We start from the raw sequence: 12628 nt of genomic DNA, 5'->3' as shown, positions 1-12628 counted from the left end.
AGCCTCACTCCGCCGCCTGTTGCGCCGCTGTTGCAGCACTGTCATTACCCGGTTGTCCGGCTGCACTTGCCGCCCGCGCGACCCGCTTTTCACGACGCCCGACGAGATAATGCTGCACGGTGCCGACAATGCCCTTCGGGAAGAACAGCGTTACCGCGATAAAGAGACCGCCCAGCGCAAACAGCCAGAATTCGGGGAAAGCACCGGTGAAATAGCTCTTGCCGCCATTGACCAGAACCGCGCCGATGATCGGCCCGATCAGCGTGCCGCGCCCGCCCACCGCCGTCCACACCACCACCTCGATGGAGTTGGCGGGGGAAAATTCGCCGGGGTTGATGATGCCCACCTGCGGCACGAACAGCGCACCGGCAATGCCCGCCATCATGGCTGACACAACAAAGGTGAAGAGCTTGATGTTTTCCACCCTAAACCCAAGGAAGCGCACCCGGCTTTCGGCATCACGCACGCCCACCAGCACCTTGCCGAATTTGGAATTGACGATGCCGGAGGCAATCAGCAGCGAAAGCGCCAGCATCACCGCCGTCATGGCGAACAGCACGGCGCGCGTGCCATCCGCCTGCACGGAAAAGCCGAGGATATCCTTGAAATCGGTAAGGCCATTATTGCCGCCGAAACCCATATCGTTGCGGAAGAAGGCAAGCAGCAGGGCATAGGTCATGGCCTGGGTGATAATCGAGAGATAAACGCCGTTGACGCGCGAGCGGAAGGCGAACCAGCCGAACACGAAGGCGAGCAGGCCCGGTACGACAAGCACCATCAACGCCGCAAACCAGAACATGTCGAAGCCGTGCCAGAACCACGGCAGTTCCTTCCAGTTGAGGAAGACCATGAAGTCAGGCAGCACGGGATGGCCATAGACCCCGCGCGTACCGATCTGCCGCATCAGATACATGCCCATGGCATAACCGCCGAGCGCGAAGAAGGCGGCGTGGCCGAGCGAGAGAATGCCGCAATAACCCCAGACAAGATCAAGCGCCAGCGCAAGCAGCGCATAGGAGAGATATTTGCCGAGCATCGACATGATGTAAGTCGGGATGCGGAATGCGCTGTCTACTGGCAAAAGCAGGTTGGAGGCGGGCACCAGCACGGCGATGGCCAGGATGATGCCGATGGCGATGGAAATGCGGCGATCGAGCGCGCGCAGGAGGAAGCCGGTAATCATGCTTCGATCGCCCTTCCCTTGAGTGCGAAGAGACCACGCGGCCGCTTCTGGATGAACAGGATGATGAGGACAAGCACGAGGATCTTGCCGAGCACGGCGCCCACCGTCGGCTCAAGGAACTTGTTAAGCACGCCGAGCGACAGCGCACCCACCAGCGTTCCCCAGAGATTGCCGACACCGCCGAACACCACCACCATGAAACTGTCGATGATGTAGCTCTGACCAAGATTGGGCGAGACATTGTCGATCTGCGACAGCGCCACGCCGGCAAGACCTGCAACACCCGAACCGAGCGCGAAAGTGAAGGCATCGACCCAGGGTGTGCGGATGCCCATGGAAGAGGCCATGCGGCGGTTCTGGGTCACGGCACGCATCTGCAACCCGAAGGAGGAGCGCTTCAAAAGCACCAGCAGCGCGAAGAAGACCGAGAGCGAGAAACAGACAATCCACACCCGGTTCCAGGTGAAATTGAGATAACCGACGCTGAAGGAGCCGGACATCCAGCCGGGGCTGCCAACTTCCCGGTTGGTCGGGCCGAAGATGGAGCGCACGCCCTGTTGCAGGATGAGTGAAATGCCCCAGGTGGCCAGCAGCGTTTCCAGCGGCCGCCCGTAAAGGAAGCGGATGACGCCACGCTCCATGATGAGACCGACGAAGGCCGTCACCAGAAAAGCAGCTGGCAGTGCGATGGCGAGCGACCAGTCGAACAGGCCGGGGAAATGGCTGCGGATCACCTCCTGCACCATGAAGGTGGAGTAAGCGCCGATCATCACCATCTCGCCATGGGCCATGTTGATGATGCCCATCACGCCGAAGGTGATGGCAAGGCCGATGGCGGCCAGCAGCAGCACGGAACCGAGCGACAGGCCGTACCATACATTCTGCGCGTAATCCCAGAAGGCGAGCGCGCTTTCGATGCTGGAAATGGCCTCGTCTATATCGGGTTTCAGGCTTTGATCGACGGAAGCGGAGGCCGCCATCAGAATGCCGATGGCGTCGCGCCCTCCCAGCTTCTTGATGGTCGCGATCGCATCCTTCTTCTCAGCGAGCGACCGGTCGGAGGAGAGCAGCGAGACAGCCCGCGCCTCCTCCATCCGGGTCCGCACCTCACTGTCGGTTTCCTTGGCGATGGCCGCTTCCAGCAATTCGAGATTTTCGGCGCTCGGCGCTTTCAAGACGGCATCCGCCGCCGAAAGCCGCACGGATTTTTCCGGGCTGAGCAGGGTCAGACCGCCGAGAGCGGCACGGATGACGCGGCGAAGATTGTTGTTGATCTTGATCTTAGAGACGGCGGCCTTGGGCGCTTCGCCGGCGCTTTCTCCCGAAAGCGGATCGATCAGTGTGAAACTCGACCCTGCCGGCTTCGTCATGAACACCAGATTATCGGTCTTGCGCACGTAAAGATCACCCGCCGCGAAAGCCTCGAGCGCCGGCACGACCCGCGCATCGCCGGTGGCGGCGATCTGCCCGATCAGCGTTTCGGCCTGTTTGAAGTCCGCCGTGCCGAGTTGGTCGATCAGCGCCTTCGGATCGCTTTGCGCGAAGGATTGCGCCGCGATCCCGAGGGTGAGCCAGAGAAAGATGGCTCCGAGAAAAGATCGGATCGTCATGTCGGGTTCCTTGGAGCGTTTCCGATAAAAGCGCCGTCTGTGGGTGCCGCCACCCCCCTCTGCCCTGCCGGGCATCTCCCCCACAGGTGGGGAGATCGGCAAGGGGCGCCTGCATCGCTCTATCTCAACCGATGAGGAGGGCGGGGCGCCTTGCCGCGAGTCGATCTCCCCACCTGTGGGGGAGATGCCCGGCAGGGCAGAGGGGGGCATGCTTGTTCAGTTCGGGCGATAGGAGTGCAAAGTCACCGCCCCCGACAAGGGGCGGCAACCAACCGTCGCTATCAGCTACCCTTGCCGCCGCACTTGCCACTGGCCACATTGAAGTTGCCGCAAGACATCGGCTTCCTCCAGTCCGAGATCAGATCCTTCGAGTCCGGCAGGTAATCCGACCATTCATCACCCACCACCTGCGGCGTCTGCTGCACGATCTCAAACTGCCCATCGGCCTGGATTTCGCCGATCAGCACCGGCTTGGTGATGTGGTGGTTCGGCATGACGGTGGAGTAACCGCCCGAAAGGTTCGGCACCGAAACGCCGATGATCGAGTCCAGAACCTTGTCCGTATCGGTCGTGCCGGCGGATTCGACGGCCTTTACCCAGGCGTTGAAACCGATATAGGCCGCTTCCATCGGGTCGTTGGTCACGCGCTTGTCGTTTTTCGTAAACGCGTGCCAGGTCTTGATGAACTCGGCATTGACCGGAGCATCGACAGACTGGAAGTAGTTCCAGGCGGCAAGGTGGCCGACGAGCGGTGCGGTATCGAGACCGGCAAGCTCTTCTTCGCCAACAGAGAAGGCGACGACCGGAATGTCTTCCGCCTTGATGCCCTGGTTCGCCAGTTCTTTGTAGAAGGGCACGTTTGCGTCGCCGTTGATGGTGGAGACCACGGCGGTCTTCTTGCCGGCCGAGCCGAACTTCTTGATGTCGGAGACGATCGTCTGCCAGTCGGAATGACCGAACGGCGTGTAGTTGATCATGATGTCCTCTTCCTTGACGCCCTTCGACATCAGGTAGGCCTTCAGGATCTTGTTGGTGGTCTGCGGGTAGACATAGTCCGTACCGGCCAGAACCCAGCGCTCCACACCTTCGGTGCTGGCGAGATAATCGACGGCCGGAATGGCCTGCTGGTTCGGTGCCGCACCCGTATAGAAGATGTTGCGCGAGGATTCTTCACCCTCGTACTGAACCGGGTAGAACAGGATCGAATTCAGTTCCTCGAAAACCGGCAGCACGGATTTGCGCGAGGAAGACGTCCAGCAGCCGAAAACGGCGGCGACCTTGTCCTGCGAAATCAGCTGGCGGGCCTTTTCGGCAAACAGCGGCCAATCGGAGGCCGGATCGACCACGACGGCTTCGAGCTTCTTGCCGAGAACGCCGCCCTTCTTGTTCTGCTCGTCGATGAGCATCAACATGGCGTCCTTCAGCGTCGTCTCTGAAATCGCCATGGTACCGGAAAGCGAATGCAGCACGCCGACCTTGATCGTGTCATCAGCTGCAAACGCGCCGTGGAAGGCGGTGGTGGACAGGATCGCGCCAAGCAGCGCGGCACTAAGCGTCTTGCGGAACATCATCGGAAGAACCCCTCTCCTTGTTGGCCTCTCATCGAGGCTCAGCGGCATCTGCGGCCGCTGCTGGGAGGGACTATCGATCTCGCGGACGCGAAACCGTATACGTCAATTGACGTAGGCGGGGTGGCGAAAGATGCAGGGAAGGAGATTTGGGAGAAAGCTCGGTCTAAACATCCGCCGGCTTTTATGTTCGACCGTCCCGCCTATTCGACGTCATCCTCGCCCTTGAGGCGAGGATCCATAGGCGCTCCCATCGTGGATCCTCGGGTCAAGCCCGAGGATGACGCAGAGTGGGCCTGAAGAGTTGAAGACGCAAACGTGGCTAGGCCCACCGCAATCGGTAAAACTTCACAAGAAGCCAGATCAGGAATGCGGCTTGTCGTTCCGTTCTTCGTCGCGGATCGCATCATCGTGATACCAGGAACCGAAGTCGATATGCGGTTCCTGCGCCTGGCGCTCGAGGTCGTTCAGGCCGCTGCTGCGGAACTTCGAAAGACCCGCGCGCCCGCCGACCGGGAATTGATAGATCGTTGCCGTCTCGCGATGAATGCCAGTTGCCATTTCGATCATCTCACTTTGTTTGCATCGAAGCACTTTTTGTATGGAGCAAACCCGCAAGCGCCGGATTCGCTCCGTTTGATTAAAAAAAAATCACGTTGCGAAAAATATAGGCATTAATCGTCTCATATACAAGAAAAACCATTCCGAAAGCGCCGGTTTTTGGGGCAAATGCCGATCCCTCGCGCGCAATTGAAATCATTGCACCGCAGCAGGGCATTTCCCCGCCAGACGTCGGCTATCTATCAGGATTCAATGATGAAACATGAGGGGTGAATTTGCCTGCCGCAGTGCAGCAGAAGCGGACCGAGGTGATACCGCAGCCCCTGCATGACAGGGCCCCTGAAAGATTTTTCGAAGAATTCGCCCGATATCGCCAATCTGGCACGCGGCATGCATCTAACCCGTCAGCCCTTGAACGCGAATGCGCTTCCGGTGGTCAAAGCCACGGGAGGCCTCAAGGCTTCGCATTGTTACCTATGAGAGGTTCGTAATGACTAAGTTCAAACTCGAGTACATCTGGCTGGACGGATACAAGCCGGTCCCCAACCTGCGCGGCAAGACACAGGTCAAGGAATTCGACGAATTCCCGACGCTCGAGCAGCTGCCGCTTTGGGGTTTTGATGGCTCGTCCACCCAGCAGGCCGAAGGCCACTCGTCGGATTGCGTGCTGAAGCCCGTTGCGATCTATCCCGATCCGGCCCGCACCAACGGCGTACTCGTCATGTGCGAAGTCATGATGCCTGACGGCGTCACCCCGCATGCATCGAACAGCCGCGCGACCATCCTCGATGATGAAGACGCATGGTTCGGTTTCGAGCAGGAATATTTCTTCTACCAGGACGGCCGTCCGCTTGGCTTCCCCGAGCAGGGCTACCCGGCTCCGCAGGGTCCGTATTACACCGGCGTCGGCTTCAAGAACGTCGGCTCGGTTGCCCGCGAAATCGTTGAAGAACATCTCGACCTCTGCCTCGAAGCCGGCATCAACCACGAAGGCATCAATGCCGAAGTGGCCAAGGGCCAGTGGGAATTCCAGGTATTCGGCAAGGGCTCCAAGCGCGCCGCCGACCAGATCTGGATCGCCCGTTACCTGCTGCTGCGTCTTTGCGAACAGTACGGCATCGACGTCGAATTCCATTGCAAGCCGCTCGGCGATACCGACTGGAACGGTTCGGGCATGCATTGCAACTTCTCCACCAAGTTCATGCGTGAAGTTGGCGGCAAGGAGTATTTCGAAGCCCTCATGGCCGCTTTCGCCAAGAACTGGCAGGAGCATATCGACGTTTACGGTCCGGACAACCACCTGCGCCTGACCGGCAAGCACGAAACCGCTCCGTGGAACAAGTTCTCCTACGGCGTTGCCGACCGTGGCGCCTCGATCCGCGTTCCGCACTCCTTCGTCAACAACGGTTACCGTGGTTACCTCGAAGACCGTCGTCCGAACTCGCAGGGCTGCCCTTACCAGATCGCTTCCGTTGTTCTGAAGACGATTGCAGAAGTGCCGCTCGCAAAGTCGGCTGCTGCCTGATAACCCAAGACATGGCGTCGCCCGCAACCGGGCGACGCCATTTTTATGTCCACCGAACGGCCGGACCGGACAGGCGACCTTTCGCCCTCTGCCCTGCGTGGAATATTCTTGCCTATGCGCAAACTCGAAGACGTTGCGTGGCTTTGACCAACCGCATCGGCTTTTCCGAAACCGCGACACGGTTTTCGGTCCGATGCTCTAAAGCAAGAAGGTGAGCGATGGGCATTCTCAAAAAATTCTCTCTCGAAAACCGCATCGCCATCATCACAGGCAGCGGCCGCGGCCTCGGTTTCGAAATCGCCAGGGCCTTTGCCGAGGCTGGCGCCCATGTGTGGCTGACCGGCCGTAACGCCGAGGCGCTGGAACAGGCAGCAGGCACACTTCGGCAAGCCGGCGGAAAAGCCGATTATGCCGCTTTCGACATTGCCGATACCGCCGCCGGAACTGCCCTCGTCCACCGCATCATGGACGAATTCGGCCATCTCGATATCCTCGTCAACAATGTCGGCGCACGCGACCGCCGCCCGCTTTCCGAATTCAGCGACGAGGACGTGCTGGAGCTTATCCGCACCGACCTCACCTCCTCCGTCTCGCTGTCGCGAGACGCCGCGCAAGCCATGAATTCCAACGGTTACGGCCGCATCATCACCATCACCTCCATTCTCGGCCACATCGTCAGGCCGGGCGATGCGATCTATCCCGTTGCCAAGCAGGGGCTGACCGGGCTGATGCGCGCAATAGCTGTCGAATATGGTGCGCGCGGCATCACCAGCAACGCCATTGCACCCGGCATGTTCGCCACGGAAACCAATGCGGCCCTTGCCGAAAACCCTGACATGGTCGCATTCGCCAAACTGCGCGTGCCGCTGGAACGCTGGGGCAGGCCGGATGAAATCGCCGGTGCAGCCCTGTTTCTGGCCAGCGACGCCTCCTCCTTCGTCAACGGCCATGTGCTGACGGTGGATGGCGGCATGTCGGTGCGGCTGTGAGAATGGCAAAACACCTTTTGCGGAAAGGGGCTGGATCCTAGGCATGGCCGCACGGCAACGCATCATCCCCGTCAGGCGCGAATATAACCGCTGGGTCGCCAACCAGACGCTGGAAGATTATGCGCTGCGCTTCACCGCTAAAAGCGCCCGGCAATTTTCGTCCAACCGCATCTCCCACACCGCCATCGGCGCTATTTCCTTTCTGGCACTCGAAGCCATCGGCGGCGCGATCACGCTGTCATACGGCACCACCAACGCCTTTTACGCCATCATCGTCGCGGCCATTGCCATGCTTGCCGTCGGCCTGCCGATCAGCCGTTACGCCATCCGTCACGGCGTCGATATCGATCTCCTGACACGCGGCGCGAGCTTCGGTTACATCGGCTCCACCATCACCTCGCTGATCTACGCCGCCTTCACCTTCATGCTCTTCGCCATAGAGGCGTCGATCATGTCCGGCGCGCTGGAGCTGGCGCTCGGCATTCCGCTCTGGATCGGCTACATCATCTCCGCCGTCATGGTCATTCCGCTCGTCACCCACGGCGTGCGCCTCATCAGCCGTTTCCAGATCATCACCCAGCCCTTCTGGATCGTGCTGAACGTATTGCCCTTCATCTTCATCGCTTTGATGGACTGGGAAAAATACGATCTGTGGCGGGCCTTTTCCGGCATTCATCACGCCTCCGGTCCGCCGGGCACCGTGGCCCATTTCAATCTGGTGGAATTCGGCGCGGCGTCTGCCGTCATCCTCGCGCTGATGTCGCAGATCGGCGAACAGGTGGATTTCCTGCGCTTCCTGCCCGCCGAGGGACAGAGCCGCCTGCGCCATCGCATCGCGGTCTTTCTGGCGGGTGCCGGCTGGGTCGTCGTCGGCGTGCCGAAGCTGCTGGCCGGTTCCTTCCTCGTGGTCTTGACCTTCAGTTCCGGCGTCTCGGTGGACCGCGCCGCCGATCCGGCCCAGATGTACCTGACCGCCTTCGGCTACATGATCCCCAACCATACGGCGGCTATGCTGCTGATGGTCGCCTTCGTGGTGGTCTCGCAGCTGAAGATCAACGTCATGAACGCCTATGCGGGCTCGCTCGCCTGGTCCAACTTCTTTTCCCGCCTCACCCACAGCCACCCCGGCCGCGTGGTCTGGCTGGTCTTCAACGTAGTGATCGCGCTGCTGTTGATGGAACTCGGCATCTATCGCCTGCTGGAAGAAACGCTCGGCATTTTTTCCATCGTCGCCATGGCCTGGCTCTGCACCATCTCGGCCGATCTGTTCATCAACAAGCCGCTCGGCCTTGCCCCACCGGGCATCGAGTTCAAGCGCGCCCATCTCTACGATATCAATCCCGTCGGCGTCGGCTCCATGGCGCTTTCGGCCACCATTGCGCTGATGGCGCATTTCGGCACCTTCGGCGCACTCGCTGCCTCGCTTGCGCCCTATCTCACCCTCATCGTCGCCTTCATAGCCTCGCCGCTGATCGCCTGGGGCACGAAGGGCAAATTCTATCTGGCCCGCAAGCCGCGCCAGAAATGGCGCGAGCTGAGCGCCATCACCTGCTCCATCTGCGAACACCCGTTCGAGCCGGAAGACATGGCATGGTGTCCAGCCTATGCGGCGCCGATCTGTTCGCTCTGCTGCTCGCTGGACAGCCGCTGCCATGACATGTGCAAGCCGAAGGCCAAGCTCAACTATCAAGTCGCGACGGTCGCAAAATCTTTCCTGCCCCACCAATTGGTTGCAAAACTCGCCACAAGGCTCGGACGTTATGGCATGGCGGCGGCCATCGCCGTCACCGCCATTGGCGGCATATTGGCGCTCATCGCCCATCAGGTCGGCACCGCCTCGCCGGCAACGGCTGACGTGGTCAACCGCACCATCCTCATCGTGTTTTTCGTCTTTGCCGTCATTGCCGGCATCGTCTGCTGGTTTCTGGTTCTTGCCCATGACAGCCGGGTGGTTGCGGAAGAGGAATCCTCACGCCAGAACACGCTGCTGTTGAAGGAAATCGCCGCCCACAAGAAGACCGACGCCGCCCTTCAGGACGCCAAGGAAACGGCTGAGGCCGCCAACCGCGCCAAGAGCCGCTACGTGGTCGGCCTCAGCCACGAATTGCGCACGCCGCTCAACGCTGTTTTGGGCTACGCCCAAATCCTCGAACGCGATGAGACCATTCCCGCGCCGCGGCAATCGGCCATCAAGGTCATTCGCCGTTCCGCCGACCATCTCTCCGGCCTGATCGACGGGCTTCTGGATATTTCCAAGATCGAGGCTGGCCGCCTGCAGGTCTATTCCAACGAGATCAATATTCAGGATTTCCTCGACCAGATCGTCGACATGTTCCGCCCGCAGGCGCAGGCCAAGGGGCTGGAATTCCGGCACGAACGCGCCCATTCCCTGCCGCAATATGTCCGCACGGATGAAAAGCGTCTGCGCCAGATTCTCGTCAACCTGCTCTCCAACGCCATCAAGTTCACCGATGAGGGCAGCGTCACCTTCGATGTCGCCTATCGCAGCCAGGTGGCAAGCTTCACGGTGTCGGATACCGGGCGCGGCATTGCCGAAAAAGACCTCGCCCGCATCTACGAGCCTTTCCAGCGCGGCGAGGCCGAAAGCGTGCGCCCCATGCCGGGCCTCGGCCTTGGGCTGACAATCACAAGGCTTCTGACCAACACGCTGGGCGGCGAGATTTCCGTCTCCAGCGAGAAGGACAGCGGCTCCACCTTTCGCGTCCGCCTCATGCTGTCTGCCGTGCATCGGCCAAGCACCGCGCCTGCGGCAGAAAAGACCATCCGCTCCTATTCCGGCCCGCGCCGCACCATCGTGGTGGTTGATGACAATGAGGATCACCGCGAGCTGATGCGGCAGGTGCTTTCGCCGCTCGATTTCGTGGTGCTGACCGCCCAGAGCGGACCGGAATGCCTGACACTCATCGAAGGCGTGCAGCCCGACCTCTTTCTCATCGATATCTCCATGCCCGGAATGTCCGGCTGGCAGCTTGTGACGAAGTTGCGTGAAGCAGGGCAGACGGCTCCGCTCATCATGCTCTCGGCCAATATCGGTGACGGCACCGTAGCGGGTGCCGGAGAAGACAATCACAACGACGCCATCGCCAAGCCGGTCGATATCCGCCACCTGTGCGACAGGCTTGCGGTGCATCTCGGCCTGAAGTGGATTTACGATACCGACCTTCCCCCGGCACCCATCCCCCAGCCGCCGGCGCAGATCGTTCATCCCGGCGTAATTCATATCAAGGATTTGCAGAGGCTCGGCGAAATAGGCTACATACGCGGCATAGAGGCAAAACTCGCAGATCTCGCCCGCAACACCAACAACCTGCCCTTCACGCAAGAGCTTGGCACCTATGTGCAGGCCTTCGATCTGGCCGGTTACGCCCATTTTCTAAAGCGGTTTGAAGAGAACGACAGGGGAGACGGCAAGGCATGAGCGGGCAAGGCGCAGCACTGCCGAGAGACATTGTATTGCTGGTGGATGACAGTCCCGAAGCGCTGGGGTTCCTCACCGATGCGCTGGAACAGTCAGGCTTTTCGGCGCTGATCGCCACATCCGGTCAGGCCGCGCTCAACATTGCCGAACGCATCACGCCCGATATCATCCTGCTCGATGCGGTCATGCCGGCCATGGACGGTTTCGAAACCTGCCGCCGCCTGAAGGCCAACGCCGCCGTGGCCCAGGTGCCTGTCATCTTCATGACCGGGCTGACGGAGACCGAACATGTGGTGCGGGCGCTCGAATCCGGCGGTGTCGACTATCTGACCAAGCCGATCAACATCGATGAGCTGCGCGCCCGCATCCGTGTGCATCTCTCCAATGCCCGCTCGGCGCAGAGCGCCCGCGTGGCGCTGGATGCCGCCGGTCGGCACCTGCTCGCCGTGCGCGCCAACGGCGCGATCCACTGGTCCACACCACAGGCAACCCGGCTGGTCAACGCCGCCACCGGCCGCGATGATGGGCTGGAGATTGTCGTTGCCCATATTTCCGGCTGGCTGGCCGACAGGACAACGGTGGATTCCGCCCGCGATGCACCGCTGACGATCACCGAGGCCGGGCGGCCCGCTTTGCAGCTATCCTTCCTCGGCGCAATGGGACCGGACGAATATCTCTTCCGTCTGACAGCCGCCAATGAGAAATCCGACGACCACCTGCTGAAGGACCACTTTGCCCTGACAACGCGGGAATCGGAAGTTCTGCTGTGGATTGCCAAAGGCAAATCCAACCGCGATATCGGCGATATTCTCGGCCTTTCCGCCAGAACCGTGAACAAACATCTGGAACAGATCTATGTGAAGCTCGGCGTCGAAAACCGCGCTTCGGCGGCCGTCAAGGCGGCGCATATTTTGCATCAGGGCTGACGAGCACAATTAGTGCGGTAAGGTTCAGCAAACATATATTTTCTGCTTGAATGCAGAGTATCCGCTTCCGGCCGAGCGGATGCCCCTTGTTTCTTCTCCCCACCGGGGAGAAGTCCGCGGCAGCGGGATGAGGGGGCAAGCGTCGAGATATTCGGAGAGCTTGCCCCCTCATCCGACCCTTCGGGCCACCTTCTCCCCGACGGGGAGAAGAAACCTGCCTCACCCCTGCCTGCCGAAAAATCACCACCCGATCCACCTGATCCCCAACACAGGAGAAACGCCCATGAACCGTTTCATCATCCTTTCCGGCTGCTCCGGCGGCGGAAAATCCACCCTCCTCGCAGAACTTGCCCGGCGCGGTTTCGTAACCGTCGAGGAGCCCGGTCGGCGCATCGTCATCGAAGAAACCCGCAATAACGGCACCGCCCTGCCCTGGATCGACATCGAGGCCTTCGCCCGCCGGGCGATCACCATGGCCCTGGAAGACCGGCAAAAGGCGCCAGCGGATGGCCTCGTCTTTTTCGATCGCGGCCTGATCGACGCCGCCTCTGCGCTACGCCATGTCGGCGGCGATGGCTTCATCGATACGCTGAAAAACACGCACCGCTATAACCGTCTGGTTTTCCTCACCCCGCCCTGGCCTGAAATCTATCGGGGCGACGATGAACGCCGGCATGATTTCGACGCGGCGGTCGAGGAGTATGAACGTCTTGTCCGGGACTATGAAGCGCTTGGCTACGATAGCGTCGTGCTTCCAAAATCAGGCATCGAGGAACGTGCCGACTTTATTCTGGCGCGGATCGGCTGAACAGCCACAGGTTCGGCAG

Annotated in this window: 9 protein-coding genes; 5 read left to right on the top strand and 4 right to left on the bottom strand. The window is 60.5% G+C overall.

Features of this window, described 5'->3' with window-relative positions; genetic code table 11:
• Window positions 1–4 precede the first annotated feature (4 nt).
• From urtC to V6R85_RS08000, 4 genes are all read right to left on the bottom strand, one after another.
• The gene (gene urtC, locus V6R85_RS08015) at window positions 5–1183 is read right to left on the bottom strand and encodes an urea ABC transporter permease subunit UrtC (RefSeq protein WP_111834783.1); all 1179 of its coding nucleotides are present in this window, start codon (window positions 1181–1183) and stop codon (window positions 5–7) included.
• Entirely contained in the window at window positions 1180–2793 is a 1614-nt protein-coding gene (gene urtB, locus V6R85_RS08010; protein WP_111834782.1) for an urea ABC transporter permease subunit UrtB, read from the bottom strand. Before urtB ends, urtC begins: the two co-directional genes overlap by 4 nt.
• Before the next feature lie 281 nt (window positions 2794–3074).
• Window positions 3075–4364: an urea ABC transporter substrate-binding protein gene (gene urtA, locus V6R85_RS08005; RefSeq protein ID WP_003510158.1), complete on the bottom strand. Its 1290-nt coding sequence runs from the start codon at window positions 4362–4364 to the stop codon at window positions 3075–3077.
• Window positions 4365–4724: 360 nt separating this feature from the next.
• On the bottom strand, window positions 4725–4931 hold the full coding sequence (locus V6R85_RS08000; RefSeq protein ID WP_003510163.1) for a DUF2735 domain-containing protein: 207 nt from the start codon (window positions 4929–4931) through the stop codon (window positions 4725–4727).
• A gap of 481 nt (window positions 4932–5412) precedes the next feature.
• Here V6R85_RS08000 and V6R85_RS07995 point away from each other — a divergent pair, with 481 nt between their 5' ends.
• From V6R85_RS07995 to V6R85_RS07975, 5 genes are all read left to right on the top strand, one after another.
• Window positions 5413–6447, top strand: coding sequence for a glutamine synthetase beta-grasp domain-containing protein (locus V6R85_RS07995; protein WP_003510168.1), 1035 nt, complete (start codon window positions 5413–5415; stop codon window positions 6445–6447).
• A gap of 218 nt (window positions 6448–6665) precedes the next feature.
• A complete protein-coding gene (locus V6R85_RS07990; protein ID WP_065687522.1) occupies window positions 6666–7436 on the top strand; it encodes an SDR family oxidoreductase in 771 nt (256 codons plus the stop codon).
• 43 nt (window positions 7437–7479) lie between these two features.
• The gene (locus V6R85_RS07985) at window positions 7480–10875 is read left to right on the top strand and encodes an ATP-binding protein (protein WP_111834781.1); all 3396 of its coding nucleotides are present in this window, start codon (window positions 7480–7482) and stop codon (window positions 10873–10875) included.
• Entirely contained in the window at window positions 10872–11801 is a 930-nt protein-coding gene (locus V6R85_RS07980) for a response regulator (protein WP_013636721.1), read from the top strand. The genes V6R85_RS07985 and V6R85_RS07980 overlap by 4 nt, the downstream gene beginning before the upstream one ends.
• 283 nt (window positions 11802–12084) lie before the next feature.
• Window positions 12085–12609, top strand: a complete 525-nt coding sequence (locus tag V6R85_RS07975) for an AAA family ATPase (RefSeq protein ID WP_111834780.1) — start codon at window positions 12085–12087, stop codon at window positions 12607–12609.
• The last annotated feature ends 19 nt before the right edge of the window (window positions 12610–12628 follow it).

This window comes from Agrobacterium sp. CCNWLW32, from assembly GCF_037083425.1.
Taxonomy (GTDB): Bacteria; Pseudomonadota; Alphaproteobacteria; order Rhizobiales; family Rhizobiaceae; genus Agrobacterium; species Agrobacterium radiobacter.
This window is presented reverse-complemented; position numbering and strand designations above follow the sequence as displayed.